Source organism: Modestobacter sp. KNN46-3, from assembly GCF_011039295.1.
The window spans coordinates 1-26060 of record NZ_JAAKGN010000022.1 but is presented as its reverse complement, the minus strand read 5'-3'; the positions used below and the strand labels follow the sequence as shown (position 1 = coordinate 26060).

Genomic DNA, 26060 nt, shown 5'->3' with positions numbered 1-26060 from the left:
CGTACGGAGCCGGGCATCCCCGTTCCGACCTGCCCGCCGGGCTGTGCGCCGCGACACCTCCGCCGGGCCACCGACGGCCAGGGACCGCACAGCTCCGCGACCTAGACTCGCACCCGCCGGACGGGAGCAGCCTGGGCCGGACGAGGGCATGCGCTGCTCGCGAGACAGCGCGGCCCACGACGCACAGCGAGCGAGGAGCGGCAGTGGCCAAGGACCCCAAGCCCGAGAACGGCCGCGCGACCGGCGGCGCTTCCCGTGGGGGGTCACGGGTGCCCGGCAAGGGCTCCGGCGGCCGGGGGCGCACGCGCCCGCCGACCACCGTGGTCACCCAGCAGAAGCCGTGGGGCCTGATCGCCGCCGCCGTCGCGGTGGTCGTCTTCGCCGCGGCGATCATCAGCTACGCCGTCGTCCAGGTGAACGAGTCGAACGCGAACCGGGTCACCGAGGCCAGCCAGATCAGCGGCCTGGAGACCTTCGAGTACGCCGCCGGCCAGGAGCACGTCACCACGCCGGTGAGCTACACCGAGACCCCGCCGGTCGGTGGGCCGCACGACGGTGAGTGGGCCGACTGCACCGGCACCGTCTACGACGTGGACATCCGGCACGAGAACGCCGTCCACTCCATGGAGCACGGCGCCACCTGGATCACCTACGACCCCGACCTCATCGCCGACGGCGACCTCGCCACGCTCGAGGAGCTGGTCGAGGGCACGTCGGGGCTCATGCTCTCGCCCTACGCCGGGCTGGGCACGCCGATCAGCCTGCAGTCGTGGAACCACCAGCTCGCCGTCGACTCCGCCGACGACGTCCGGGTGCAGCAGTACGCCGACTTCATGACCTACAACGCCGACTTCTACCCCGAGGTCGGGGCCAGCTGCGAGAACCCGCTCTTCATCACCGACCCGCTGGTGGAGGACGGCAACAGCCGGGGCGCCGACGCCATGGTCACCGACGCGCCGACGACGTCGACCCCGGCGGCGGAGACCACCTCGGCGCCCTGACCCACCTCCCGCCCGTCACGCCACCCGCCGCACCACCGGAGAGGACCCGATGACCGATCCCGCGAACGAGGACGGCCGTGGAGCGACGAGCTCCGGCCGGCCGCGGGGCTGGCTGACCGGCGTCCTGGTTGCGGTGATCGCCCTCGGGTTGCTGGTGGCCGGCGGGGGGCTGGCCGTGGCACTGGGCGTGGGGCGCGACGAGCAGCCCACCACCGACTCGGTGGCCGCCGGGTTCTCCCGGGACATGTCCCGGCACCACCTGCAGGCGGTGGAGATGGCGAACCTGGCGCTCACCGAGACCGAGGACCCGGAGATCCGCCAGCTGGCCTTCGACATCTCGGCCACCCAGACCAACCAGCTGGGCCGGATGCAGGGCTGGCTGTCGCTGTGGGACCTGCCGTTCAACGGCGGGGAGACCATGGCCTGGATGTCCGACGGGGAGATGGCCGGACACGACATGGCCGGACACGAGGCGGACGGCGCGGCGCTGATGCCGGGGATGGCGACCGAGGCGGAGCTCGCCGAGCTGCGCTCGCTGTCCGGGACGGCGTTCGACCGGATGTTCCTGCAGCTGATGATCCGGCACCACCAGGGCGGGCTGGCCATGGCCGAGTACGGCCGGGAGCACTCCGACGTCGACGTCGTGGAGCGGCTGGCCCGGTCGATAGCGGAGACCCAGGACGCCGAGACGGCCACCATGGCGGCGATGCTCCGGGCGCGTGGCGGGGAGCCCCTGCCGGCACCCTGACCCGGTCGCCGCGGCCGCGGGGCCCCTGCCGGTGACGCATCCGTGGGCTGGTAACGTGCCACGGGCGCCGAGCGGGAGCAGAGCGCAGCACGATCGCAGGACAGCACGACACGCGGACGAGCCCCCGTAGCTCAGGGGATAGAGCACTGCCCTCCGGAGGCAGGGGCGCAGGTTCGAATCCTGCCGGGGGCACACAGCCCAGCTCGCACCGCGACTCCCCGCCCGCCCAGGACACCTCGTCCCGGGCGGGCGGCGTCGTTCCCGGCCCGGTCAGCCCTGCTGGACCCGGCCGTCGGCCACCGCGAACCGCCGGGTGGTGCGGACCGCCTCGAGCATCCGGCGATCGTGGGTGACCAGCAGCAACGTGCCGGTGTAGTCGGCGAGCGCCTGCTCCAGCTGCTCGATCGCCGGCAGGTCCAGGTGGTTGGTCGGCTCGTCGAGCACCAGCACGTTGACCCCGCGGGCCTGCAGCAGCGCCAGCGCCGCGCGGGTCCGCTCCCCCGGCGACAGGGTGCCGGCCGGCCGCACCACGTGGTCGGCGCGCAGCCCGAACTTGGCCAGCAGCGTGCGCACCTCGGCATCGGGCAGGTCGGGCACCTCGGCCCCGAACGCCGCAGCCAGAGGTTCGTCCCCCAGGAAGCTGCCCCGGACCTGGTCCACCTCGCCCAGTCGCACGCCCGAGCCGAGCGCCGCCGCCCCCTCGTCCAGCGGCAACCGGCCCAGCAGCGCGGCGAGCAGGGTGCTCTTCCCCGACCCGTTGGCCCCGGTGATCGCCACCCGGTCACCCCAGTCGACCTGCAGGTCCACCGGCCCGAGGGTGAACCCGCCACGTCGGACGACGGCGCCACGGAGCGTGGCGACCACGGCGCCGGCCCGCGGAGCCGCCGCGATCTCCATCCGCAACTCCCACTCCTTGCGCGGCTCCTCGACCACCTCGAGTCGCTCGATCCGCCGCTCGGTCTGCTTGGCCTTGGCGGCCTGCTTCTCCGACGAGGACCGGTTGGCCGCCTTGATGTGCTTGTCGCCGTCCTTGGACTTCTTGATCGAGTCGCGGACGCCCTTGGCCATCCAGTTGCGCTGCATCCGCGCCCGGGACTCCAGCGAGGCCTTGGTGTCGGCGAACTCCTCGAACTCCTCGCGGGCGTGCCGACGGGCCACCTCCCGCTCGACCAGGTAGGCCTCGTAGCCGCCGTCGTGCACCCGCACCAACTGCTGGGCCAGGTCCAGCTCCACCACCCGGGTGACGGTGCGGGCGAGGAACTCGCGGTCGTGGCTGACCAGCACCACGCCGGTGCGCAGGCCGGCGACGAAGCGCTCCAGCTGCTCCAGCCCGGCCAGGTCGAGGTCGTTGGTGGGCTCGTCGAGCAGCAGGACGTCGTACCGGCTGAGCAGCAGCGACGCCAGCCCCACCCGGGCGGCCTGCCCGCCGGAGAGCCCGACCGTCGCCGCGTCCAGTGCCACACCGGGAGCCACCGAGGCGACCACCGCCTCGGCGCGCTCGGCCAGGTCGGCGCCGCCGAGGGCCAGCCAGCGCTCCAGCGCGTCGCCGTACCGGTCGTCGGCGCCCGGGGCACCCGCGGTGAGCCCCTCGGTGGCCTCCTCCATGACCCGCTCGGCGGCGGCGACCCCGGTCCGCCGGGCCAGCAGGTCGAGCACGGTCTCCCCCGGCCGCCGGTCGGTCTCCTGCGGGAGGTAGCCGACCGTCGCCGACGGCGGGCTGAGCGCGATCTCCCCCGACTCGGCCGGCAGCACCCCGGCCAGGGTCTGCAACAGGGTGGACTTGCCCGCGCCGTTCACCCCGACCAGGCCGACCACGTCGCCGGGGGCGACGACCAGGTCGAGGTCGGCGAACAGGACCCGGGCGCCGTGACCGGCGGCCAGTCCACGGGCGAGCAGCGTGGCGGACACCCGCCCATGGTGCCGTCCGCCGGCCGGACGCCCGGTGAGCGGCCCCGGCGCGGACCGGGGTCAGTCGGCGAAGGGGCCGGCGCCGCCGGGCGGATCCTCGTCCTCGGGGAGCGCGAGGACGTCGTCGGCGATCTCGTCGAGCAGCTCCTCGAACGCGGCCACCCCCGGCGCCTCGTCGCCCGCGCCGCGCCGGCGGACCAGCCAGGGGCGCAGGTTGTCGTAGCCGCGCACCGACACCCGGCGCAGCGGCCGGACCCGGTACTCCCGGACACCGCGCAGCTCCCGCGCCAGCTGCTCGTCGACCAGCACGGTCGAGGGCCGGGCGAGCGAGGTGAGCCGGCTGGCCAGGTTGACCACCGGGGAGTACACGTCCCCGAGCCGGGTGAGCACCGCCCCGTGGGCAGCACCCACCCGCAGCGGTGGACGGTCCGCGGCGGTCCACTCGTCGGGCAGCAGCAGCGCGATCTCCACGGCGTCCACCGGGTCGGCGCAGGTGAACAGCACGCCGTCCCCGACCGTCTTCACCACCCGGCCGCGGAACCGGGCGATGACGTCGGCGGCCAGCCCCTCGAAGTCCTCGACCATCGCGCCCAGCTCCCGCCCGCCCATGCCGCGGCTGCGCGAGGTGTAGCCGACCAGGTCGGCGAAGCCGACCGCCAGCTCCCGCCGGTCCCCGGCCCCCGGGGTGGCGAGGAACAGCCGCCCGGCGTTGGCGGCCAGGTGCCGCCGCCAGACGTAGTCCTGCAGCTCGCGCATGAGCGGCAGCAGCCGCTCGGTGGACCGGACGGCGTCGGCCTCCACCGCCGCGCGGTCCTCCGGCGGGCCGCCGGGGGCGGCGAGCAGGGTGGCCAGCATGTCGGTCTGCCAGTCGGCCAGCCGGGACAGCGACTGCCCCATGGCGCGGGCGATGGACGCCTCCGCGCCGGGCTCGACGAAGCCCGAGTCGATCAGCGCCGACAGCCGGGCCAGGGCGGTGACGTCGGCGTCGGTGAACGCCGGGTCGCCCTCGGGGACGTCGGCGAAGCCCAGCGCACGCCACAGTCGCTGCGTGCGCTCGGGTGGCATGCCGGCCAGCTCGGCCACCTGCCGGCGGGTGTACCGGCGTGGCCCCTCGAGCAGCAACCGCTCCAGGGACTCACGCGGATCGGGACCGTCGGCGGGACCCGGTTCGGACGTCGGCAGCGCTCAGCCCGCGCGGTGTGCAGCGGCCGGCCGGCCGCTGGTGCTGCGAGAGACGGTCACCGGACCTCCTCGGCGGGCGTTCGTCGGCCGCGTGCACGGCACTGCTGGGACATCCGTCGGTGTGCGAGCTCGCCCACCCGGGCGGAACCTACCGAACCCACGACCGATCGGGTGCCACCTCCCGCCGCCGGAGTCCTCGCGTCGGAGGGCGCCGGTGCGCTTGGATGGCCCCGTCGCCGGACCCGCCGGCGGAACGAGGAGGACGAGATCAGCAGCGGCAGATCGGCCGCCGTCGACCCCGTCAGGGTCGAGGTGAACGGCCTCACGAAGACGTTCGGCAAGGTGCGCGCGGTCGACGACCTGAGCTTCACCGTCGAACCCGGGCAGGTGACCGGTTTCCTGGGGCCCAACGGCGCGGGGAAGACCACCACGCTGCGGATGGCACTGGGCCTGATCACGCCCGACACCGGGACGACCACGTTCAACGGCGTCGGCTACCCGGGGCTGCCCGAGCCGATGCGCCAGGTCGGCGCGGTGCTGGAGACGGCGTTCCACCCGGCGCGCAGCGGTCGCGACCACCTGCGGGTGTACTGCCGCGCGACCGGCCTGCCGGTCGGCCGCGCCGACGAGGTGCTCGGCCTGGTCGGGCTCGGCACCGCCGGCCGACGCCGGGCCGGGGGCTACTCCCTGGGCATGCGCCAGCGCCTCGGGCTGGCCACGGCACTGCTGGGGGACCCGGCCGTGTTGGTGCTCGACGAGCCGGCCAACGGCCTGGACCCGGAGGGCATCCAGTGGCTGCGCGGGTTCCTCCGCCACCTGGCCCACGACCAGGGCCGCACCGTGCTGGTCTCCAGCCACCTGCTGTCCGAGGTCGAGCAGACCGCCGACCGGGTGGTGATCGTCGGCGCCGGCAAGCTCGTCCGCCAGGGGACGCTGGCCGAGCTGCGCTCCGGCAGCGCCGGCAGCGTGCTGGTGCGCAGTCCGCAGACCACCGCGCTGGCCGACCTGCTGCGCGCCGACGGGACGACGGTGGCCCCGACCGACGCGACCTCCGACGGGCTGACGGTCACCGGGCTGAGCACCGACGAGATCGGCCGGCGGGCGTTCGCCGGCGGGATCGAGCTGCACGAGCTGCGGTCGCGCACCAGCGGGCTGGAAGAGGTGTACTTCCGGCTCACCGCCGGCTCGGAGCAGTACGCCGCCGTCCCCGCCGAGCAGGGAGCCGTCTGATGGGCACCGTCGTGGCACGACTGGTCCGCGCGGAGTGGACGAAGCTCTTCACCACCCGGGTGTGGATCGGGCTGCTGATCGGCGCCTGCGTGCTGTCCGGCGCCTTCGCGGCGCTGTTCACCGCCTTCGCCGGCAACCCGGACAGCGGGTTGCCGCCGCTGGACTCCCCCGCGTACGGCCAGCTGGCCTTCTCCCTCGCCACGAACGCGACGGTGATCTCGGTGGTCCTCGGGATCATCGGGATCACCCAGGAGTACCGGCACCGCACCGCGACGCCGACCTTCCTCGCCACCCCGCAGCGGGGCCGGGTGGTGATCGCCAAGCTGCTGGCCTACGCCCTGGTGGCGATCCCCTACGCGGTCATCGTCTGCGCCGTGACCGTGGCGGTGGTGCTGGTCTACGGCAACGCTCGAGGTGGCGCCCCGGAGCTGAGCGGCGACAACCTCGAGGTGCTCGCCTTCGCCGGTCTCGCGCTGGTCATCTACACGGTGATCGGGGTGGGCCTGGGCGCGCTGCTGAAGAACCAGGTCGGCGCCATCGTCGCCGCACTGATCTACCTCTTCGTCGTGGAACCGCTGCTGCGCAGCATCCCGGCGACCTCGGGGGCCTACAAGTGGCTGCCCGGTGGCGCGCTGGAGGCGATGACGGCGACCTTCGAGGGCCCGGACCTGCTCCAGCAGTGGCAGGGCGCCCTCCTGCTGCTGGGCTACGGCCTGGTCGCCGCGCTGCTCGGCACGCTGCTGGCCGTCCGCCGGGACGTGGCCTGAGTGCGCACCCACCGGGACCCGACGACGACGGAGGTCGCTGCGTGACGAGTCGGATGACCGTCCAGCGGCTCGGCCGACTGGTCACCGACGGCGAGCTCGGTGCCGTCCGCGCGGCCGTGCAGGAGCAGCCGCACCTGTTGTCGGCCACCCTCGAGCGGGACGGCGCGGACGGCTGGACCGCGCTGCACCTGGCCGTGCTCGCCGGGCAGGCCCCGATGGTCGCCGCCCTGGTCGAGGCCGGGGCCGACCCGACCGCCCGGACCGAGGACGGCCGCACACCCCTGCACCTGGCCCTGGTGCACGCGCCGGCCCTGGTGGAGGTGCTCCGCGAGGCGGGTGCGCCCGTCGACGCCGCCTCCGCGGCGTTCCTGGGCGAGGTCGAGACGCTGTCCCGGGCGCTGGACGACGGCGTCCCGCTCACCGACCCGGCCACCGACACCGACCTGCTGAGCTGGGCGGCGGCCGGTGGCCGACCCGGCACGGTCCAGGTGCTGCTGGACCGCGGCGCGGCGCCCGGCCGGGCGCTGCACGCCGCGGCCGCCGGGGCTGCGCCGGCGGTCGTCCAGGCGCTGCTCGCGGCGGGCGCGGACGCCGACGTCCGTGACCCGGTCACCGGCCGCACCCCCCTGCACGCCGCCGTCGCCGGCGCCGCCTCAGGTGGCGATGTCCAGGCGGTGGTGCGGCTGCTGCTCGACGCCGGGGCCGACGTGGACGCCACCACCCACGACGGCGCCTCCGCCCTGGACATCGCCCGGGTGGCGGCCGCACGGCAGCGCGCCGAGGCCGCCGGGGACCCGCCGGTGGCCGACTCGCTCGCCGAGATGCTGGTCACCGCCGGCGCGAGCGGATGACGCCACGCCCGGCGGCGGATCGGACCGCACGGTGCCGGTTCTCCCCGGCCGGACGGCCGCAGTGACCCGGGACACGTGCGGCATCTCACGCAGGAGCGCTGCACCCCCGGATCGGGGGCGTAAAGTCGGCACCCGGTCCAACGACGTCCACCGACGAAGAAGGCACTCGACCCCGTGTCAAGCGTGAGCTCATCCCAGCCGTCCCCCGCCCACTCCGCCAACCCGGTGGCGGGCTTCGGCACCAACGAGTGGCTGGTCGAGGAGATGTACCAGCAGTACCTCGCCGATCCACGGAGTGTGGACCAGGCCTGGCACGACTTCTTCGCCGACTACCGGCCCGGCAGCCCCGTCGCCGACGGGCAGGACCGCTCCTCCGAGCCGGCCGAGCCCGCTGAGGCGGCCGAGCCCCCGGTGTCCGAGGCGGCGGCCGCGCCGTCGGCCACCACCTACGCCTCCCCCGCGCCCAGCCGAGAGGTCGCACCGCAGATGACCCAGTCGGGTCCCGCCGCGCCGAAGCCGGCACCCGCCAGCACGAGCTCCGCCGAGGAGTCCGGGTCCGACAAGGGGTCCGCCGACAAGGGCGCCTCCGACAAGGGCGCCTCCGACAAGGGCGCCTCGGACAAGGGCGCCGACAAGGCCGCCGCCCCGGCCGCCCGTGCCGCCCAGAGCGACGCCCGGTCCGAGGGCACCGTGGTGGCCCGGGCCGCCGAGCGCGCCTCGCAGCAGAAGCCGGCGGCACCGGCCAAGCCGGTCGTGAAGCCGGGGGCCGGTCGCGCCACCGCCGACGAGGACGGCGGAGGCCCGAAGCGCACCCCGTTGCGCGGGGCCGCGGCGAGCGTCGTGAAGAACATGAACGCCTCGCTGACCGTGCCGACGGCCACCAGCGTGCGGGCGGTGCCGGCCAAGCTCATGGTCGACAACCGGATCGTCATCAACAACCACCTGGCCCGCGCCCGGGGCGGGAAGATCTCCTTCACCCACCTGATCGGCTACGCGCTGGTCCGGGCGCTGGACGACTTCCCGAACATGAACAGTGCGTTCGCCGAGGTCGACGGCAAGCCGGTGCACGTCCAGCCCGAGCACGTCAACTTCGGCCTGGCCATCGACCTGCCCAAGCCCGACGGCACCCGCTCGCTGGTGGTGGCCTCCATCAAGGGCGCCGAGGAGATGGACTTCGCCGCCTTCTGGGGCGCCTACGAGGACATCATCCGGCGGGCCCGGGCCGGCAAGCTGACGATGGAGGACTTCTCCGGCACGACGATCAGCCTCACCAACCCGGGCACCATCGGCACCAACCACTCGGTGCCGCGGCTGACCACCAACCAGGGCACGATCGTCGGCGTCGGCGCGATGGACTACCCGGCCGAGTTCCAGGGGATGAGCCCCGAGGCGCTCGCCGAGATGGCCGTCTCGAAGATCATCACGCTGACCTCGACCTACGACCACCGGGTCATCCAGGGGGCGGAGTCCGGCGACTTCCTGCGCCGGATGCACCAGCTGCTGCTGGGCCAGGACGGCTTCTACGACGACGTCTTCCGCTCGCTGCGCATCCCCTACGAGCCGGTCCGCTGGGTGCCCGACAAGCGGATCAGCCACGAGGGCCAGATCGACAAGGAAGCCCGGGTCATCGAGGTCATCGAGGCCTACCGGCGCAACGGCCACCTCATGGCCGACACCGACCCGCTCGAGTTCAAGGTCCGCACCCACCCGGACCTGGACATCGTCCAGCACGGGCTGACCCTGTGGGACCTCGACCGGCCCTTCCCGGTCGGTGGCTTCGCCGGCGAGCGCACGATGCTGCTGCGCGACATCCTCGGCGTGCTGCGCAACTCCTACTGCCGCACCGTCGGCGTGGAGTACATGCACATCACCGACCCCGAGGAGCGCCGCTGGCTCCAGGAGCGCATCGAGGTCAAGCACGACCAGCCCAGCCGGGACAAGCAGAAGCGCGTGCTCGGCCGGCTCAACGCCGCCGAGGCGTTCGAGACGTTCCTGCAGACCAAGTACGTCGGCCAGAAGCGGTTCAGCCTCGAGGGCGGCGAGTCGGTCATCCCGCTGCTGGACGAGGTGCTGGTCAGCTCCTCCGCGCACGGCATCGAGGAGGTCGCGATCGGCATGGCCCACCGCGGCCGGCTCAACGTGCTGGCCAACGTCCTCGGCAAGAGCTACGCCAAGATCTTCGGCGAGTTCGAGGGCAACATCGACCCGGGCACCGTGCAGGGCTCCGGCGACGTGAAGTACCACCTCGGGGCCGAGGGCACCTTCGAGCACGAGGGCCGTTCGGTCGCGGTGTCGCTGGCCAGCAACCCCAGCCACCTGGAGACGGTCAACCCGGTGCTCGAGGGCATCGTGCGGGCCAAGCAGGACATGATCGACAAGGGCGAGGGCGGCTTCACCGTGCTGCCGGTGCTGCTGCACGGCGACGCGGCGTTCGCCGGCCAGGGCGTCGTCCAGGAGACCCTGAACCTGTCCCAGCTGCGCGGCTACCGCACCGGCGGCACCGTGCACGTGGTCATCAACAACCAGGTCGGTTTCACCACCAGCCCGGCCCAGTCCCGTTCGACCCTCTACTCCACCGACGTGGCACGGATGATCGGCGCTCCGGTCTTCCACGTGAACGGGGACGACCCCGAGGCCTGCGTCCGGGTGGCCAAGCTGGCGGTCGACTACCGGCAGGAGTTCAAGAAGGACGTCGTCGTCGACCTCGTCTGCTACCGCCGGCGCGGGCACAACGAGGGCGACGACCCGTCGATGACCCAGCCGCTGATGTACGACATCATCGACCGCAAGCGCTCGGTCCGGAAGCTGTACACCGAGGCGCTCGTCGGCCGCGGTGACATCACGCTGGCCGACGCCGAGGAGGCCCTGAAGGACTACCGCGGGCAGCTCGAGCGGGCCTTCGCCGAGACCCACGACGCCCGTGACTCCTCCACGCCCGAGCCGGTCATGGACCCGCGCTCGCCGCAGGAGGCCACGGTCGACACGGCGATCACCCCCGAGGTGCTCAAGGCGATCGGCGACGCACACGTCTCACTGCCGACCGACTTCACCGTGCACCCCAAACTGCAGCGGATGCTGGAGCGCCGGGCGGCGATGGCCAGCGAGGGCGGCGTCGACTGGGCGATGGGCGAGCTGCTCGCCTTCGGGTCGCTACTCATGGAGGGCGTGCCGGTCCGGCTGGCCGGGCAGGACTCCCGCCGCGGCACGTTCGTCCAGCGGCACTCGGTGCTCATCGACCGGGAGACCGCCGAGGAGCACACGCCGCTGCTGAACCTCACCGAGGACCAGGCGAAGTTCTTCGTCTACGACTCGCTGCTGTCGGAGTACGCCGCGCTCGGCTTCGAGTACGGCTACTCGGTGGCCAACCCCAAGGCCCTCGTGCTCTGGGAGGCCCAGTTCGGCGACTTCGTCGACGGCGCACAGATGGTCATCGACGAGTTCATCAGCTCCGGTGAGGCCAAGTGGGGCCAGCGGTCCGGCGTCGTCATGCTGCTGCCGCACGGGCTGGAGGGCCAGGGGCCCGACCACTCCAGCGGCCGGATCGAGCGCTTCCTGCAGCTGTCGGCCGAGAACAACATGACGGTCGCCAACTGCTCGACGCCGGCGAACTACTTCCACCTGCTGCGCCGTCAGGCGCTGTCGGAGGTGCACCGCCCGCTGGTGGTGTTCACGCCCAAGTCGCTGCTGCGCGCCAAGGCCGCGGTCAGCTCGGTGAGCGACTTCACCGAGCAGCACTTCCGTCCGGTGCTCCCGGACCCGGGTGTGGGCGGGCAGCCCCTGGACGGCTCCGCGGTGCGCCGCGTCCTGCTGTGCAGCGGGAAGATCAGCTACGAGCTGCTCGCCCAGCGGGAGAACGAGGGGACCGCCGACACCGCGATCCTGCGGGTCGAGCAGCTCTACCCGCTGCCGGCCGAGGAGATCGCCGAGGCGCTGGAGGCCTACCCGAACGCGACCGACGTCGTGTGGGTGCAGGAGGAGCCGGCGAACATGGGCGCCGCCCAGTTCATGGCCGTGAACCTGCCCGAGCACCTGCCGGCCGGGCGCACGCTGCGCGGGGTGTCCCGGAAGGCCTCGGCGAGCCCGGCCGTGGGCTCGGCCAAGGTGCACGAGGTCGAGCAGCGCCAGCTGGTCGCCCGGGCTTTCGCCGACTGAGCACGGCGCGGCAGGACACGACGATGTACTTCACCGATCGCGGCATCGAGGAGCTGGCCGGCCGGCGGGGCGAGGAAGAGGTCTCGCTCTCCTGGCTGGCCGACCAGCTCCAGGCCTTCGTCGACCAGCACCCCGACTTCGAGGTGCCGGTGGAACGGCTGGCCACCTGGCTGGCCCGGGGCGGCACGGACGACGTCGACGAGGACTGACGGGCCACCGCGCGCCTCCGCGGGATGACGGCGACGCGGGGAGACGCTGCGTAGGTGCTCGGTCACTCACACGCTCTCTCCGGTCTGGCGGCCGGTGCCGCGACGCTCCCCTGGGTGCCGGTGCACGGCACGGTCGCCCAGGTCGCCTGGGTGTCCGCCGTCGGCGGGTTCGCCATGCTCCCGGACCTGGACCAGCGCGGTTCGACGATCTCCGGGATGTGGGGCCCGCTCACCGACGTCCCCTCCGGGCTCGTCAACACGATCGCGCGGGGACACCGCTGGGGCACCCACGACGCCGTCCTGGGCTCGCTGGCCTTCGGGCTGCTGGCCACGGCGGCGACCTGGCACCGGTGGTCCAGCCTGCTCCTGCTGGCCCTGGCGATCGGGCTGGCCCTGCGGGCCCTGCACTTCGTCATCCCCGGTCGCGCGGAGAACACCGTGATCGGCAACCTCGTCCTCTCCTGGGGCGGTGCGTGGCTGCTGCTCGCGCACAGCCCGGCCCCCGGGTGGCTCCCCCTGGCCGTCGTCCTCGGCACCCTGACCCACATCGCCGGGGACTGGCTGACCAAGGAGGGGGTGCCCGTCCCTGTCTTCTGGCTGATCCGGCGGAGCCGGCTCGCGCCGGTGCACCTGCGCACCGGCGCGGTCGTGGAGAAGGCGGTGCTCGTCCCGCTGTTCGTGGTGGCGACCGTCGTCCTGCTCTACCTCAACACCGCAGCGCACGAGCTCGTCGACCCGCTGCTGCAGCGGCTCGGCTGAGCCGGGCGGTCAGCCGGGCGGCGCCACGGGCAGCCGCCCCGGACGGGGCCACAGCCGGGCCGCCACCCGCCCGACGACGACCGCCGTCCCGAACGCCCGCGAGTCGTCGGTGACCAGGGGGTTGTCGCCTTCCACCCAGTGCCCCCCGGGCACGTCCCGGCGCACCCGTTTGACCACCAGCAGCTCCGGCCGGGCCGGGAAGCGGGCGAGGACGACGGTGCCGGGCCGCACCGGCGCTCCGGGAGGCAGCCGGCGGACCAGCAGCCGGTCCCCGTGCCGCACGGTCGGGGCCATCGACGGCCCCGCGACCCGGGCCAGCACCCAACGGGTCGGCAGCCCGGGGAGGTCTCCCGGGCTGCTGCTCGACGTGTTGTCGCTGATCACCGCGGGTAGGGTCGCAGAAGATCCATCCCCACGAACCCGGAGGCACACCCATGCGTCTGTTCCGCATGTTCTCCGCCGTGGAGGCCACCGCGCACTGCGACCTCCCCTGCGGCGTCTACGACCCGGCCCAGGCCCGCATCGAGGCCGAGTCGGTGAAGGCCATCCAGGAGAAGTACCAGGGCAACGAGGACCCGGTCTACCGGACCCGGGCCATCATGATCAAGGAGCAGCGGGCGGACCTGGTCAAGCACCACCTGTGGGTGCTGTGGACCGACTACTTCAAGCCCCCGCACTTCGAGAAGTACCCGCAGCTGAACGAGCTGTTCAACAAGGCGACCAAGCAGGCCGGTGCCGCCGGCGGCAAGGGCAGCATGGACCCGGCCGAGGGCCAGAAGCTGCTCGACCTCATCGCCGAGATCGACCGGATCTTCTGGGAGACCAAGGCCGCGGCCTGAGAGTTCCCACGTTCCACCGGCGCTGCCGGGCCGCCCCACGGGGCGGCTCGGCAGCGCCGTCGTTCGTCATCCAGGTCCTCGGTGCGGTCGTGCGCCTAGGGTCTGCCCCATGCGCGGCTCGGAGGATCACGTGATCGACGTCGGCGCACTGCTGGAGAAGGTCGAGACGGCGGCGCCGATCGACGCCGTGGAAGCCGTGTCGGCTGCGCTGGGCGAGATGGTGGACGCGCGGGCGGTGACCCTGCTCGTCGCCGACTTCAGTGGCCGGGCCGTGGTCCGCCTCACGTCCGCCAGCCAGGTCGCTGGAGCACGCAGCCATGGCGTGGAGCAGGCCGAGACGATCCCGTTGGCCGGCACCGACTACGAGCAGGTGCTGCGCACCCAGCAGCCGGACGTCCAGGCCCTCGACGACGGAGTCCGGATGATCGTCCCGGTCACCGACCGAGGCGACGCCATCGGGGTCATCGAGCTGCGGCTGAACCACCACCCCTCGGCGAAGGAGGTCGCCGACGTCGGGAGCGCCGCGCACGCGTTGGCCTACGTCATCATCGCCGCGCGCCGGCACACCGACGTGTTCGAGTGGGGCCAGCGGTCCACGCCCTTCGCGCTGGCTGCGGAGATCCAACGCCGTCTGCTTCCCGCCTCCTACACGTGCGAGGCGGGTCAGTTCACCCTCGCCGGCTGGCTGGAACCGGCCAGCTCTGTCGGCGGAGACACCTTCGACTACACCCTCGACCGGGATTCCCTCCAGCTGTCGATCACCGACGCCGTCGGCCACCAGGTGCCCGCGGCCCTCCTGGCCACCCTGCTCGTGGGCAGTCTGCGCAACGGGCGCCGGAAGGGCCTGGACCTCGCTGAGCAGGCCCGCTACGCCAACGACTCCCTGGCCGAGAACTCTGCTCCGGGACAGTTCGTCACCGGCCAGCTCCTGCGGGTGGACCTGCACACCGGAATGGCACAGGTCGTCAACGCCGGACACGTCCTGCCGCTCCGGCTGCGCGCCGGCCGGGTGGAGGAGATCGACCTCCGTGTCGAGGCGCCGTTCGGCGTCCTTCCCGGCAAGTCCTTCGACGTACAGCCCTTCCCGCTGGAACCGGGTGACCGGATCGTCTTCCTCACCGACGGCATGCAGGAGCGCAACGCGGTGGACCTCGATGTCGCCTCGGCGCTGGCTGACTCCGCGGACCTGCACCCGCGGGAGGTCGTCCACGCCCTCGGCGCCGCCGTGCTGCGCGAGACGGGAGGCGACCTCCGCGACGACGCCACGATGATCTGCCTCGACTGGTACGGCGGGCCCCCGCGCGGGCGCAGCACCGAACAGGGAGCCGACCCAGACCTCGCCTCGGCGCCCGCCTGAGCCAGCCGTCGGGGCACATCGCGGTCGTCCCGGTAGCCTCGGTCTGCGATGCGCATCGACCGGGCCGGCTGGCCCTTCCTCGCCGTTCCCCTGGCCTCTGCGGCGGTCTCCACCGTCCTGGGTCGGGGCAGCGGTCTCCGCTGGGCCCGCGCTCTGGCGTGGCCCCTCCTCGCCCTGTCGGCGTACATGGCCGTCTTCTTCCGCGACCCCGACCGGCGGTGCGACTCGGTCCCACCGTCGCCCGAGGACGTGCTCTCCCCGGCCGACGGCGTCGTCATGGTCGCCGGTGAGCCGCAGCCGGGCGTGGCCCCCGAGGGCGACTGGCAGCAGGTCAGCGTCTTCTTGTCCGTCGTCGACGTGCACGTGAACCGCGCGCCCTACGGCGGCCGGATCACGGAGTCCACGTACACGCCGGGCAGCTTCCTGGCCGCCTACCGCGCGGAGAGCGCGCACCGCAACGAGCGCAGCGAGCTGTGGGTGCGCGACGGCGACCGCACGGTCGTCTTCCGGCAGATCGTCGGCGTGCTCGCCCGGCGGATCGTCACCCGTGTGGTGCCCGGGCAGGAGGTGTCCACCGGCGACCGGATCGGGTTGATGAAGTTCGGGTCCCGGATGGACGTCTTCGTGCCACCCGAGTGCACCGTCACCGTCACGAAGGGGCAGCGGGTGCGGGGCGGGGAGACCGTCATCGCCCGCTGGTCCCAGCCCAGCTGAGGAGCCGGCGGATGCCAGGGAGGCGCACCACCACCGTCGAGTTCGTCCGTGGTTCGGTGCGCGGCGGGCGCCGGCGGGCTCGCTCGTGGCTGCCAAGCCTGTTCACCCTCGCCAACATGATGTGCGGCTTCGGCGCCATCCTGGTCGCGTTCCGCGGCGAGTACCGGCTGGCCTGTCTGCTGATCGCGCTCTCGGTCGTGTTCGACATCGCCGACGGCGCGGTCGCCCGGCTGGTCGGCGCCGTCTCACCGTTCGGCCTGCAGTTCGACTCACTGGCCGACCTGGTCTCTTTCGGCCTGGCCCCGGCCCTGCTGGCCTTCGCCCTGTTCTCCGACGGCCGGGACGAACTCGACGCCCTGGGCTGGGTGGTCTGCTTCCTCTGGGTGGCCTGCGCGGCCATCCGGCTCGCCCGCTTCAACACCACGATCGACCCGACGGCGGACAAGCGCTTCTTCACCGGCCTGCCCAGCCCCGGCGCGGCCGGCGTGGTGCTGGCCAGCGTGTACGCCTTCGCCGACGCGATGCAGGGCCGCGACCGGCTGTGGGTGCTGCTGGTGGTCGTCGTCCCCGGGCTGCTGATGATCAGCAACGTCCGCTACCGCTCGTTCCGGTCCCTGGTCAGCCCGAAGAGCGGCAAGCCCTACGGACTGGTCGCCACCGTCGTCCTGGTCGTCGTCGGCCTGATCACCGTGCCGACCGTGACCTGCCTCGTGGTCGCCTACAGCTACCTGCTCTCCCCGCTCGTGATGCCGGTGCTGTCCCCACTGGGCCGGCTCGTCCCGGCACGGGTGAAGGAGGTGCTGTCCTGAGCGTGCGCCGGGTCCGGCCGGACGACGTCCCGACGGTGCTGCGGCTGGTCCGTGAGCTCGCCGCCTACGAGGAGTCCGAGCACGAGGCCCGGATGACCGCCGACCAGCTGCACGCCGCGCTGTTCGGGGAGTCCCCGGCGCTGTTCGGGCACGTGGCCCTGACCGGAGCGGGGGACGACGCCGAGATCGCCGGCTTCGCCCTGTGGTTCCTCAACTTCTCCACCTGGCGTGGCACCCACGGGCTGTACCTCGAGGACCTCTACGTCTCCCCCGCGCACCGCGGCACGGGGCTCGGCCGTGAACTGCTCCGGACGCTGGCCGACGAGTGCGTGGCCCGCGGCTTCGCCCGGCTGGAGTGGTCCGTCCTGGACTGGAACACCCCGTCCATCGACTTCTACAGAGCCGCCGGTGCCGTGCCGATGGACGGGTGGACGGTCTTCCGGCTCACCGATGACGCCCTGACCAGGTTCGCGGCCGACCGTCGCTGACCCACCCGACCGACAGGAGAACGGCGTGACCACCGAACGCGGCGAGTCCGAGTGCTGGCTGACCGACATGGACGGCGTGCTGGTGCACGAGGGGAAGGCGCTGCCCGGCGCGGCCGACTTCCTGGCCCGGCTGGTGGAGCGCAACCGCCGGTTCCTGGTGCTGACCAACAACTCGATCTTCACCCCGCGCGACCTGTCCGCCCGGCTGGCCCGCAGCGGCCTGGACGTGCCGGAGGAGGCGATCTGGACCTCGGCCCTGGCCACGGCGGACTTCCTGGCCTCCCAGCTGCCCGGCGGCTCGGCCTACGTCATCGGTGAGGCGGGCCTGACCACCGCGCTGCACGAGGCGGGGTACACGATGACCGACACCGACCCGGACTACGTCGTCCTCGGGGAGACCCGCACCTACTCCTTCGAGGCGATCACCCAGGCGGTCCGGCTGGTCGGCGCCGGCGCCCGGTTCATCGCCACCAACCCCGACGTCACCGGCCCCTCCCCGGAGGGCCCGCTGCCCGCGACCGGCTCGGTGGCGGCGATGATCACCAAGGCCACCGGGGCGGAGCCGTACTTCGTCGGCAAGCCCAACCCGATGATGTTCCGCAGCGCGATGAACCGCATCGAGGCGCACTCGGAGTCCACCACGATGATCGGTGACCGGATGGACACCGACGTCGTCGCCGGCATCGAGGCGGGGCTGGACACCATCCTGGTGCTCACCGGCTCGACCCGCGCCGAGGACGTCAGCCGTTTCCCCTTCCGGCCCAGCCGGGTGCTGCCCTCGATCGCCGAGGTCATCGAGCTCATCTAGGGCGAGCCGGCCCCGGGTCAGCGGGGGCCTCCCTCAGCGTTCGAAGAAGGCCAGCCGCGCCTCGGGGGTGGCCAGCAGCCAGAGCTCGGTCGCCACCAGGGCCAGCACCGGCAGGCCCAGCAGCGGCTGCTGCGCCTCGAAGGCCGCGTTGTAGCCCAGCAGGCCCAGCAGGATCTGCAGCACGATCACCGGACCGCGGGCCCAGCCGGACACCCGCCACAGCCCGACCGCGGCGGCAGCGAGCAGCCCCGCCCCCAGCCCGACGTAGACCACCTCGGCCAGCGCGCGGCCCACGCTGTCCGGCGAGCCGGTCAGCGTCAGCACCAGCAGCACGAACGCGAGGACCGTCAGCGCGAGCGCCTCCACGGCGACCACCAGGGCGGCCCGCCGGACGGCGGTCGGTGCCTCCTGGCGCTCCCGCTGCGGGCGCGGTGCGGTCGGCTGCGCCGCCCTCCCGAGCAGGCCCTCCGCCCTCGGCCGACGGCGGCCCGGGGTCTGTCCGTCCTGACCTGACACGCCGTCGAGGTTACCCGCGGGCACCGCGCGAGCCGCCGCACCGGACGTGCCGCGCGGCCGGCCCGGAGCCGCTGGATATGTTGGGCGGCATGCGTGCCCTGCTGGTGGCGAACCCGGCGGCCACGACCACCACCCGCAAGGTCCGCGACGTGCTGGTCCGCGCACTGTCCAGTGAGCTGGACCTCGAGCTGGCCGAGACCGCCCACCGCGGTCATGCCCGGGAGCTCGCCGCCCAGGCCACCGCGGACGGGATCGACCTCGTCGTGACCCTCGGGGGCGACGGCACGGTCAACGAGGCAGCCAACGGGCTGCTCACGGCCGGCCCGGGGCCCGACGTGCCGATGCTCGCCGTCGTGCCGGGCGGCTCGACCAACGTCTTCGCCCGCGCGCTCGGCCGTTCCCGCGACCCGGTGGAGGCGACCGGGGAGATCCTCGACTCGCTGCGCGCCGGCCGCACCCGCCTGGTGTCCCTCGGCACCGCAGAGGCCCGCGTCGGCGGAGCGGGCACGACGGAGGACTGGACCACGCCCCGGTGGTTCGTCTTCGCCGCGGGCATGGGCTTCGACGCCGACGTGATCTCCCGGGTCGAGGCCCAGCGCGCCCGGGGACGGCGGTCCACCGGCAGCCTCTACATCGGGGCCGGGGTCAACGCCTTCCTGCTGGGCCGGGACCGCCGTCGTCCGCCGATGACGCTCCAGCTGCCCGGCACGGCCCCCGTCGACGGGCTGTTCCTCGCCCTGGTCTCCAACGTCAGCCCGTGGACCTACCTGGGGGCCCGGCCCATCGACCCGAGCCCCGCGGCGTCCTTCGACACCGGGCTGGACCTCTTCGCGATGGGCCGCGTCGGCGTGGTGCGGATGCTGCACCACGTGCGCCAGACCATGGCCGCCCGGCCGGACGCCCGGGGCCGCGGGGTGCACCGCTGGCACGACCTCGGGGAACTGACCCTGACGTCGACCCGCCCGCAGGGGTGGCAGCTCGACGGTGACCACCTGGGCACCACCACCGGGCTGCGCGTGCGGTCGGTCCCGGACGCGCTGCGCGTCGTCGTGTGACCGAGCGCTCGGTCCTGGCCCCCGCTGGGTGATGCAGGGACGCGCCGGGTGCGGTAGGACGGAGTGGCGAGGCCCCGCCCGGCGTGGTGAGGTTGCTCACGAGCCCCGCCGACGCCCGGCGAACTGCTTGACAGTGCGTCTACTCGTGAAAGCATCACAAGCAAGCAACCTGCTGGTAACACAGCAGGCGGTCGTCGTTCTTCGTGCTGACATCAGCGCACGGACCTGCGGGGGCGGTCTTCGGACCGACGACCGGACACCCTGACGAGATCGAGGAGTACACCGCCATGGACTGGCGCCACCGCGCGCTCTGCCGGGACGAAGACCCGGAGCTCTTCTTCCCGATCGGGACGACGGGCCCGGCAGTCGTCCAGATCGAGCAGGCCAAGGCTGTGTGCGGCCGTTGCCCGGTCGTCGAGTCCTGTCTGGACTGGGCGCTGAGCTCGGGCCAGGACTCCGGGGTCTGGGGCGGGTTGTCCGAGGACGAGCGCCGTGCCCTGAAGCGCCGTACCGCGCGCACCCGGGTCCGCACCGCCTGAAGAAGGACCCCGTCCCCCTCTCCCTTCGCACGCTCGGGGTGAGCCTCCGGACGGGGCTGAACGACAGCAGGGATCGCTCCGTGACCGGAGCGGTCCCTGCTGTCGTTCAGCGGCGGGGCCGGCCGGCGCCCGGGAGGCTGAGCACCGCCTCGGTCCCCGGGCCGCCGTCCGCCGGCGGTCCCATCTCCAGCGTCCCGTGCAGCTCGCTGGTCACCAGCGTCCGCACGATCTGCAGCCCGAGCCCGGTGCTGGCCGCGGGGTCGAAGCCCGGCGGCAGACCGCGCCCGTCGTCGCGGACCCGGACCACCAGGTCGTCGCCCGTCCGCTCGGCAGCGAGCACGATCGTCCCCGGCTCGCCGTCGTCGAACGCGTGCTCGGCCGCGTTGTGCAGCAGTTCGGTCACCGCCATCACCAACGGCGTCGCACACGCCGCGGGCAGCTCCCCGATCGCGCCGTCGCGGGTGATCCGGGCGGCCGGCCCCACCGACGTCACGTCACCGAGCATCGGCAGCACCTGATCGAGGACGTCGTCGACCTCGACGACGTCCTCCCGGCTGCCGGCCAGCGTCTCGTGGACCACCGCGATCGAGGCCACCCGGCGCACCGACTCCTCCAGCGCCGCCCGGGCCGCCGGCTCGGTCATCCGCCGGGCCTGCAGCCGCAGCAGCGCGGCCACGGTCTGCAGGTTGTTCTTCACCCGGTGGTGGATCTCCCGGATGGTGGCGTCCTTGGTCATCAGCGCGCGGTCCCGGCGGCGCACGTCGGTGACGTCGCGGACCAGCACCAGCGCGCCCTCCTCACCGCCGGGGGCCTGCAGCGGCAGGGCTCGGACCAGCATGGTGGCCGCGTCGTTCTCCACGTCCATCGGCTCGGGGAACCGGCCGGCCACCGCTGCGGCGATGCTCGCGGCCACGGCCTCACCGGCCACCCGGTCCGCCGAGACCTGCCGGGTCACCTCGCCCAGGTCGGACCCGACGACGTCCCCGGTCACCCCCATCCGCCGGTAGGCCGACAGGGCGTTCGGGCTGGCGTAGACCGCGTGCCCGGTGCCGTCCAGCCGGACCAGCCCGTCACCCACCCGCGGGCTCATCTCCGCGTCGTCCAGCATGCGCGGCGGGAAGGTGCCGGCCGCCACCATCAACGAGAGGTCCGCGGCGATGTCGAGGTAGGTGAGCTCCAGGGTCGACGGCGACCGGGTCGCCGCCAGGTTGGTGTCCTTGGCCAGCACAGCGACCACCGCACCGTCGTGCCGGACGGGGATGACCTCCCGACGGCGGGGGCTCGCCCCCGACCAGTCGGGATCGCCGTCGGTGATCGGCCGCCCCTCCCGCTGCGCACGCACCAGCGGCTCGGCGTCCGCCCCGGTGGCCTCACTGCCCACCAGGTCCTCCGGCTGGCTCGTGGGCGCCGTCAGCGGGCGCACCTGGGCCACGCACCACCAGGCCCCGGTCTGCAGCGGCACCCACAGCGTGAGGTCGGCGAAGGAGAGGTCGGCCAGCAGCTGCCAGTCGGCCACCAGCCGGCGCGCGTGGTCGACCTGGGACGGGCTGGCCGAGCCACGGGTGAGACGTTCGGACAGGCTGCTCATGGTGAGCCGGAGCCTACGGCCCTGTCCGGAGGCTCACCCGAGCCTGCGAGGGAGGAGTGGGACAGGGTCCTTTGTCTACCCTGCTCCGGTGGTCATCCCCGCACCCGTCGTCGGCCCGGCCGGGCCCGCGGACCACGCCCGCATCGCCGAGCTCACCGTGGCCGCCTACGCAGCCGAGGACCTGGCACCGGCCGAGTACCTGCCCCAGCTGGCCGACGTGGCGGGGCGGGCGGACCGCGCGGAGCTGCTGGTGGCCCGCGACCACGACGGGCGCATCGTGGGCAGCGTGGCACTGGTGCTGTCCGGGGACTTCGGCGAGGTCGTCGAGTCCCCGGACGAGGCGGCGTTCCGGATGCTGGCGGTCGACCCCGGAGCGCGCGGCCAGGGCATCGGGGCGGCGCTCGTGCGCGCCTGCCTGGACCGGGCCCGGTCCGCCGGCAAACGACGGATGGTGCTGTCCACGGGCGAGCGGATGACCGCAGCGCACCGGCTCTACGCCCACCTCGGCTTCACCCGGCTGCCAGAACGGGACTGGGCGCCGGTGCCCGGCATCGACCTCCGGGTCTACTCCCTCGACCTGGCCTGACGGGCCCCGTCCTCCCCCGCCCGGGGTCGCTACGCCGGGACGACGGTGGCGATGAGGTCGCCCTCCTGGAGCACCTCGCCCTCGACCACGTGCAGCTCGCCGATCGTGCCGGCGCGCTCACTGAGCACCGGGATCTCCATCTTCATCGACTCGAGGATGACCAGCGTGTCACCGGCGGCGACCTCCGCACCGGGGGCCACGAGCACCTTCCACACGCTGGAGACCATCTCGGCGTGGATCTCCTCGACCGCCACCGGCGCCCCCTCTTCCCTGACCTGCCACGATCCGCCTGAGCCGACGGTGTGCTCATGAAAGCACGCGTGGGGGCCTGCACCGCACCGTGCCGAGCAGCGGTCAGGTGCAGTCGGGGACGAGCGCACCGGCGATGCGCTGCAGCACGTCGCAGACGGCCGCACCGTCGTGCGGGACGCCGGTCTCCGGGAGACCGGTGAGGAGCTCCGTCGCCGCCCGCGCGGCGCTCGCCGCATCGGGGCCGGCGGCGCTGACCGTGGCCAGCAGTGCGTCGTACCAGCCGTCGAGTCGGTCGCCTGCGTCGTAGCCGCTCACCGCGACCAGCTGGGCCTCCCCGGCCGCCCGCCGGTCAGCGACCACGACGTCGGGCAGCCGGCCGGTGACCCGTCCCGCAGTGCCCGGCGGCAGCGTCGACCGCAGCTGGACGGCGAGGCCGGCGTACGGCGGCCCCTCGGCAGCGTCCAGGGCCCTGTCCGCCGGCGTGCCGGACACCCTGCCCAGCGCGAGCGCGACGGCGTCCAGCCCGTGTGCCCGCTCGAGCACGGCCATGTCCAGGGAGAAGCCCGCCGCCACCTCGGCCAGCTCCCCGCCGGGGTCGATGCCCACCGTGACCAGCCCGCGCCAGCCGAGCTCGGGGAGCCGCCGGGCGGCCGCGGGCAGTGATCCCAGCCCGTCGGGGGGCGTCCAGGAGACCCGTGGGGTGCCGCCGGCGCGGTCACGCAGCACCGGGGTGACGTGGTGCAGCCCCTCGGCACTGACCCAGGCCAGGAAGCCACGCTCACTGGCCGGCTCGACGCCGTCACCGCCGAGGCGCTCGAGCACCCCGGCCTCCGGCCCGATCCAGCCCAGCCCGGCGTCGGCCACCGCCGCGGCCAGCCGTGCGTTCCCGGCGAGGGCCGGGGGGACGGGCAGCACCGCGTCGACCCGCGTGCGGCGAGCGGCCTCCACCAGCCGGCGCACATCCAGGTAGGACTCCGCTGCCGGCGCGGGACCCAGCAGCACGGACTCGTCGGCCATCCGCACGTGCCGGGCGTCGCGTTCTGCCTCCGAGTACACGGCCACGGCCTTCACGCCCAGCCGGCCGCACGCCCGGATCACCGCGCAGGCCATCGGCCCCCGGCCGGCCACGAGCACGCTGTCGACTGCCTGGACCACGTCGTCTCCTCTTCCCGGCTGCGCCGGCGTCCTGCGCTCACCGGCTGCGCCGGCCTCCTGCCGATGGCCCGTGCCACCGCTGGTCCCGACCGTGCACCAGCGCACGGTGCCGGGCCCACCCGTGAGAGCCTTGCAGGGTCAGCTTGGCCGGTGCCGGGGTGCTCTGCATCCCGCGCCGGGACCGATCAGCAGCCGGGCGTCCCGCCCGGGTGGAGCACAGAGAGGAGGGGCAGCGATGTCCAAGCGTGGACGCAAGCGGCGCGCCCGCAAGAAGAGCGGCGCCAACCACGGCAAGCGCCCCAACGCCTGAAGAAGGACCCCCTTGCCCCCACTCGCGAGCTCGCGGTGGGTCCCTGCAAGGGGGGCCGGAGAGCGCTCCGCCGCCGTCAGGCGGTGGGGCGCTTCCCCGGGAGCTCGCCGCGGGTCTCGAAGGTCGTCGTCTCGATGCTGGTCTTCTCGACGCGCACCTGGGTGCCGTCCTCCTCGAACGAGACGGTCGTCAGCTGCACCTTGATCCGGTCGCGCAGCCCCATCGGCGTGGGGTCGCCGCCACAGCGGCGGCGCACCAGCGCCTTGAACTCCTGCTCGATGCCGAACTGGCGCAGACAGGGCGAACAGTCCTCGAGGTGCTCGGCGATGACCGCGCGCCGGGCGTCGTCGGTCTCGTGGTCGAGGAACTCGAAGACGTGGGAGAGCACGTCGTCGCAGGAGGTGACCTCCTCGCCGTGCAGGTCGTGCCGGGCGCCGTCGTGAGCGTCGGTGCTCATGAGCGGGTCGCCTCCCCAGCAGCTCCGGCCGCGACGAAGCCGCGGTCCCGGGCGTAGTCGGCCAGCAGCTTCTGCAGACCCCGTCGACCGCGGTGCAGGCGGGACATCACCGTGCCGATGGGCGTGCCCATGATCTCGGCGATCTCCTTGTAGGCGAACCCCTCGACGTCGGCGAGGTAGACCGCGAGCCGGAAGTCCTCCGGCAGCTGCTGCAGCGCCTCCTTGATGTCGGTGTCGGGCAGGTGGTCCAGCGCCTCCATCTCAGCGGAGCGCAGGCCGCTGGAGGTGTGCTCCTCGGCGGCGTAGAGCTGCCAGTCCTGCACCTGCTCGGTGGGGTACTGCTGCGGCTGGCGCTGCTTCTTGCGGTAGCTGTTGATGTAGGTGTTCGTCAGGATCCGGTACAGCCACGCCTTGAGGTTCGTGCCCTCGGCGAACTGGTGGAAGGCGGAGTACGCCTTGACGAAGGTCTCCTGCACCAGGTCCTCGGCGTCGGCGGGGTTGCGGGTCATCCGCAGCGCCGCCGGGTACAGCTGGTCCAGGTAGGGCAGGGCGTCGCGCTCGAAGCGGGCGTCGCGCTGGGCCCGGGTCTCGGCGAGCTCGGCACGACTGCCGTCAGCGCGCGCCTCCGGCGTCTCATCGGGCTTCGCCGTCTCGACGACGGGGCTGTCGATCGCGGGCTCCTCGGGCACCGACCGTCCTCTCTGCGGCGCCCGGGAACGGGCGACCACGTCGCTCGATCCTAGCCGGGTGCGGCCGGTGCTGGCCGGGGAGGACGGCGGGAACGTGGTCGCGGTCGCCTCGCAGCGTCCGCTGCCGTCGGCGGGGATCGCCGCCGCACTGGCCGAGCGCGGGCTCGCCTGGCAGGTGGCCGAGGGACCCGAGCTCGACCGGTTCATCGGGGACGCCGACGTCCTCACCGACGACTTCGCGCCGGTCGACCAGCTGCTCACCCCCTACGGCTGACCCCCGCCGGCCCCCGGCAGGGGCCGCGGCGCGCCCGAGCCGCGGGGGAGCGGAGGCCCGTCAGCCGAGACGGGCGATGGCGGCGGTCCGGGCCCGGGTCAGCCGCACCAGGTCCGCCGGCGAGAGCTCCAGCTGGAGCCCGCGGCGTCCCGCGCTGACCAGCACCGTCGGGAAGGTCAGCGCACTGTCGTCCACCACGGTCGGCAGCGCCTTCCGCTGACCCAGCGGGCTGATCCCACCCCGCACGTAGCCGCTGCTCCGCTCGGCGTCGGCCGGGTCGGCCATGGTGGCCTTCCGCCCGCCCGCGGCGGTGGCCAGTGCCTTGAGGTCCAGCTGGCCGCTGACCGGTACGACGGCGACGGTGAGCGCCCCGTCGACCCGGGCGACCAGGGTCTTGAACACCTGGGCCGGATCGGCGCCGAGGGCGGCCACCGCCACCTCGCCGTAGCCGTGTCCGTCCGCGCCGTCGGCCGGGTCGTACTCGTGCAGGGAGTACCGAGCCCGCGCCTGGTCCAGGGTCCGCACCGCCGGTGTCGCTGCCACGGCGCAGCAGCCTAGGGCGGCCCGGCCGGGCCGGGGAGTGGTTTCCCCGACGACCGACCCGGGTGGGGAATCGAGCCCGGGTGCGTGCCGTTGCACCGACCGTGAGCAGCACAGTCCCGGGCGCCCCGGCGCGCATCGCGCGCAGTTCCGCGACCACGTTCCCGCCGTCCTCCCCGGCCAGCACCGGCGCCCGGGCCAGCAGGAGCACGTGGTCGAACACCTGCTGCACGGTCGCCAGCTCCGCCCGCCCGAAGGACAGCGGCGGGTGGTGGTT

The 26060-nt window shown here is 73.6% G+C and carries 28 protein-coding genes and 1 tRNA gene; 19 read left to right on the top strand and 10 right to left on the bottom strand.

Going from position 1 to position 26060, the window contains the following annotated elements; all coding sequences use genetic code 11:
• Positions 1–203 precede the first annotated feature (203 nt).
• The 3 genes from G5C62_RS07540 to G5C62_RS07530 all read left to right on the top strand — a co-directional run bounded on the left by G5C62_RS07540 (position 204) and on the right by G5C62_RS07530 (position 1941).
• Positions 204–1001, top strand: coding sequence for a DUF3105 domain-containing protein (locus G5C62_RS07540; protein ID WP_164700526.1), 798 nt, complete (start codon positions 204–206; stop codon positions 999–1001).
• Positions 1002–1050: 49 nt separating this feature from the next.
• Positions 1051–1749: a DUF305 domain-containing protein gene (locus G5C62_RS07535; RefSeq protein ID WP_164700525.1), complete on the top strand. Its 699-nt coding sequence runs from the start codon at positions 1051–1053 to the stop codon at positions 1747–1749.
• A 120-nt stretch (positions 1750–1869) separates the two neighbouring features.
• Positions 1870–1941: transfer RNA gene (locus G5C62_RS07530), tRNA-Arg, on the top strand.
• Positions 1942–2019: 78 nt separating this feature from the next.
• On the opposite strand, the gene G5C62_RS07525 is transcribed toward G5C62_RS07530, so the two are convergent.
• Positions 2020–3657, bottom strand: coding sequence for an ABC-F family ATP-binding cassette domain-containing protein (locus G5C62_RS07525; RefSeq protein WP_164700524.1), 1638 nt, complete (start codon positions 3655–3657; stop codon positions 2020–2022).
• A gap of 60 nt (positions 3658–3717) precedes the next feature.
• Complete coding sequence (locus G5C62_RS07520; RefSeq protein WP_241175769.1) at positions 3718–4779, bottom strand: adenylate/guanylate cyclase domain-containing protein; 1062 nt, start codon at positions 4777–4779, stop codon at positions 3718–3720.
• Positions 4780–5151: 372 nt separating this feature from the next.
• On the opposite strand from G5C62_RS07520, the gene G5C62_RS07515 reads away from it, so the two are divergent.
• The 6 genes from G5C62_RS07515 to G5C62_RS07490 all read left to right on the top strand — a co-directional run bounded on the left by G5C62_RS07515 (position 5152) and on the right by G5C62_RS07490 (position 12807).
• Entirely contained in the window at positions 5152–6069 is a 918-nt protein-coding gene (locus G5C62_RS07515; RefSeq protein ID WP_036340558.1) for an ABC transporter ATP-binding protein, read from the top strand.
• The gene (locus G5C62_RS07510; RefSeq protein WP_164700523.1) at positions 6069–6836 is read left to right on the top strand and encodes an ABC transporter permease; all 768 of its coding nucleotides are present in this window, start codon (positions 6069–6071) and stop codon (positions 6834–6836) included. Before G5C62_RS07515 ends, G5C62_RS07510 begins: the two co-directional genes overlap by 1 nt.
• A 41-nt stretch (positions 6837–6877) precedes the next feature.
• Positions 6878–7687: an ankyrin repeat domain-containing protein gene (locus G5C62_RS07505; RefSeq protein ID WP_164700522.1), complete on the top strand. Its 810-nt coding sequence runs from the start codon at positions 6878–6880 to the stop codon at positions 7685–7687.
• Between the two features lie 183 nt (positions 7688–7870).
• Positions 7871–11839: a multifunctional oxoglutarate decarboxylase/oxoglutarate dehydrogenase thiamine pyrophosphate-binding subunit/dihydrolipoyllysine-residue succinyltransferase subunit gene (locus G5C62_RS07500; RefSeq protein WP_164700521.1), complete on the top strand. Its 3969-nt coding sequence runs from the start codon at positions 7871–7873 to the stop codon at positions 11837–11839.
• Between the two features lie 23 nt (positions 11840–11862).
• Entirely contained in the window at positions 11863–12048 is a 186-nt protein-coding gene (locus G5C62_RS07495) for a DUF6104 family protein (RefSeq protein ID WP_036340230.1), read from the top strand.
• Positions 12049–12102: 54 nt separating this feature from the next.
• A complete protein-coding gene (locus G5C62_RS07490) occupies positions 12103–12807 on the top strand; it encodes a metal-dependent hydrolase (RefSeq protein ID WP_164700520.1) in 705 nt (234 codons plus the stop codon).
• Between the two features lie 9 nt (positions 12808–12816).
• Here G5C62_RS07490 and G5C62_RS07485 read toward each other — a convergent pair whose 3' ends face one another.
• On the bottom strand, positions 12817–13191 hold the full coding sequence (locus G5C62_RS07485) for a S26 family signal peptidase (protein WP_241175768.1): 375 nt from the start codon (positions 13189–13191) through the stop codon (positions 12817–12819).
• A 50-nt stretch (positions 13192–13241) separates the two neighbouring features.
• Here G5C62_RS07485 and sodN point away from each other — a divergent pair, with 50 nt between their 5' ends.
• The 6 genes from sodN to G5C62_RS07455 all read left to right on the top strand — a co-directional run bounded on the left by sodN (position 13242) and on the right by G5C62_RS07455 (position 17822).
• Positions 13242–13646, top strand: coding sequence for a superoxide dismutase, Ni (gene sodN / locus G5C62_RS07480; protein ID WP_164700518.1), 405 nt, complete (start codon positions 13242–13244; stop codon positions 13644–13646).
• 109 nt (positions 13647–13755) lie between these two features.
• The gene (locus tag G5C62_RS07475; RefSeq protein WP_164700517.1) at positions 13756–15003 is read left to right on the top strand and encodes a PP2C family protein-serine/threonine phosphatase; all 1248 of its coding nucleotides are present in this window, start codon (positions 13756–13758) and stop codon (positions 15001–15003) included.
• Between the two features lie 48 nt (positions 15004–15051).
• A complete protein-coding gene (locus G5C62_RS07470) occupies positions 15052–15717 on the top strand; it encodes a phosphatidylserine decarboxylase (protein WP_036340238.1) in 666 nt (221 codons plus the stop codon).
• An 11-nt stretch (positions 15718–15728) separates the two neighbouring features.
• Positions 15729–16526 carry a CDP-diacylglycerol--serine O-phosphatidyltransferase gene (pssA, locus tag G5C62_RS07465; RefSeq protein WP_164700516.1) on the top strand — a complete coding sequence of 266 codons (798 nt, stop codon included), beginning with the start codon at positions 15729–15731 and terminating at the stop codon, positions 16524–16526.
• Positions 16527–16528: 2 nt separating this feature from the next.
• Positions 16529–17014 carry a GNAT family N-acetyltransferase gene (locus G5C62_RS07460; protein ID WP_241175767.1) on the top strand — a complete coding sequence of 162 codons (486 nt, stop codon included), beginning with the start codon at positions 16529–16531 and terminating at the stop codon, positions 17012–17014.
• A 25-nt stretch (positions 17015–17039) separates the two neighbouring features.
• Positions 17040–17822, top strand: coding sequence for an HAD-IIA family hydrolase (locus tag G5C62_RS07455; protein WP_197058591.1), 783 nt, complete (start codon positions 17040–17042; stop codon positions 17820–17822).
• A gap of 33 nt (positions 17823–17855) precedes the next feature.
• On the opposite strand, the gene G5C62_RS07450 is transcribed toward G5C62_RS07455, so the two are convergent.
• Positions 17856–18338, bottom strand: coding sequence for a hypothetical protein (locus G5C62_RS07450; RefSeq protein ID WP_241175766.1), 483 nt, complete (start codon positions 18336–18338; stop codon positions 17856–17858).
• An 89-nt stretch (positions 18339–18427) separates the two neighbouring features.
• Here G5C62_RS07450 and G5C62_RS07445 point away from each other — a divergent pair, with 89 nt between their 5' ends.
• Positions 18428–19393 carry a diacylglycerol kinase family protein gene (locus G5C62_RS07445; RefSeq protein WP_164700514.1) on the top strand — a complete coding sequence of 322 codons (966 nt, stop codon included), beginning with the start codon at positions 18428–18430 and terminating at the stop codon, positions 19391–19393.
• A gap of 287 nt (positions 19394–19680) precedes the next feature.
• Positions 19681–19932 (top strand): WhiB family transcriptional regulator, encoded by a 252-nt coding sequence (locus tag G5C62_RS07440; RefSeq protein ID WP_036340246.1) that lies wholly within the window; start codon positions 19681–19683, stop codon positions 19930–19932.
• 106 nt (positions 19933–20038) lie between these two features.
• Here G5C62_RS07440 and G5C62_RS07435 read toward each other — a convergent pair whose 3' ends face one another.
• Entirely contained in the window at positions 20039–21520 is a 1482-nt protein-coding gene (locus G5C62_RS07435; protein WP_164700513.1) for a sensor histidine kinase, read from the bottom strand.
• Between the two features lie 88 nt (positions 21521–21608).
• Here G5C62_RS07435 and G5C62_RS07430 point away from each other — a divergent pair, with 88 nt between their 5' ends.
• The gene (locus tag G5C62_RS07430) at positions 21609–22106 is read left to right on the top strand and encodes a GNAT family N-acetyltransferase (RefSeq protein WP_241175765.1); all 498 of its coding nucleotides are present in this window, start codon (positions 21609–21611) and stop codon (positions 22104–22106) included.
• A 29-nt stretch (positions 22107–22135) separates the two neighbouring features.
• Here the strand turns inward: G5C62_RS07430 and G5C62_RS07425 are convergent, their stop codons facing one another.
• From G5C62_RS07425 to G5C62_RS07410, 4 genes are all read right to left on the bottom strand, one after another.
• Positions 22136–22360, bottom strand: a complete 225-nt coding sequence (locus G5C62_RS07425; protein ID WP_081975602.1) for a biotin/lipoyl-binding carrier protein — start codon at positions 22358–22360, stop codon at positions 22136–22138.
• Between the two features lie 100 nt (positions 22361–22460).
• Positions 22461–23513, bottom strand: coding sequence for a biotin carboxylase N-terminal domain-containing protein (locus G5C62_RS07420; protein WP_164700511.1), 1053 nt, complete (start codon positions 23511–23513; stop codon positions 22461–22463).
• A gap of 386 nt (positions 23514–23899) precedes the next feature.
• The gene (gene rsrA, locus G5C62_RS07415; protein ID WP_164700510.1) at positions 23900–24280 is read right to left on the bottom strand and encodes a mycothiol system anti-sigma-R factor; all 381 of its coding nucleotides are present in this window, start codon (positions 24278–24280) and stop codon (positions 23900–23902) included.
• Entirely contained in the window at positions 24277–24969 is a 693-nt protein-coding gene (locus G5C62_RS07410; protein WP_164700509.1) for a sigma-70 family RNA polymerase sigma factor, read from the bottom strand. The genes rsrA and G5C62_RS07410 overlap by 4 nt, the downstream gene beginning before the upstream one ends.
• 58 nt (positions 24970–25027) lie before the next feature.
• Between G5C62_RS07410 and G5C62_RS07405 the strand changes: the two genes are divergently transcribed.
• Positions 25028–25243 carry a hypothetical protein gene (locus tag G5C62_RS07405; RefSeq protein WP_241175764.1) on the top strand — a complete coding sequence of 72 codons (216 nt, stop codon included), beginning with the start codon at positions 25028–25030 and terminating at the stop codon, positions 25241–25243.
• Positions 25244–25303: 60 nt separating this feature from the next.
• Here the strand turns inward: G5C62_RS07405 and ybaK are convergent, their stop codons facing one another.
• Positions 25304–25786, bottom strand: a complete 483-nt coding sequence (gene ybaK / locus G5C62_RS07400) for a Cys-tRNA(Pro) deacylase (RefSeq protein ID WP_164700508.1) — start codon at positions 25784–25786, stop codon at positions 25304–25306.
• Positions 25787–26060: the final 274 nt, after the last annotated feature.

Coding starts and splice junctions, on each gene's coding strand:
- G5C62_RS07535 (WP_164700525.1), top strand. CDS start 1,051: ATGACCGATCCCGCGAACGAGGACGGCCGTGGAGCGACGAGCTCCGGC.
- G5C62_RS07510 (WP_164700523.1), top strand. CDS start 6,069: ATGGGCACCGTCGTGGCACGACTGGTCCGCGCGGAGTGGACGAAGCTC.
- G5C62_RS07495 (WP_036340230.1), top strand. CDS start 11,863: ATGTACTTCACCGATCGCGGCATCGAGGAGCTGGCCGGCCGGCGGGGC.
- sodN (WP_164700518.1), top strand. CDS start 13,242: ATGCGTCTGTTCCGCATGTTCTCCGCCGTGGAGGCCACCGCGCACTGC.
- G5C62_RS07475 (WP_164700517.1), top strand. CDS start 13,756: ATGCGCGGCTCGGAGGATCACGTGATCGACGTCGGCGCACTGCTGGAG.
- G5C62_RS07470 (WP_036340238.1), top strand. CDS start 15,052: ATGCGCATCGACCGGGCCGGCTGGCCCTTCCTCGCCGTTCCCCTGGCC.
- pssA (WP_164700516.1), top strand. CDS start 15,729: ATGCCAGGGAGGCGCACCACCACCGTCGAGTTCGTCCGTGGTTCGGTG.
- G5C62_RS07445 (WP_164700514.1), top strand. CDS start 18,428: ATGCGTGCCCTGCTGGTGGCGAACCCGGCGGCCACGACCACCACCCGC.
- G5C62_RS07440 (WP_036340246.1), top strand. CDS start 19,681: ATGGACTGGCGCCACCGCGCGCTCTGCCGGGACGAAGACCCGGAGCTC.
- G5C62_RS07435 (WP_164700513.1), bottom strand. CDS start 21,520: ATGAGCAGCCTGTCCGAACGTCTCACCCGTGGCTCGGCCAGCCCGTCC.
- rsrA (WP_164700510.1), bottom strand. CDS start 24,280: ATGAGCACCGACGCTCACGACGGCGCCCGGCACGACCTGCACGGCGAG.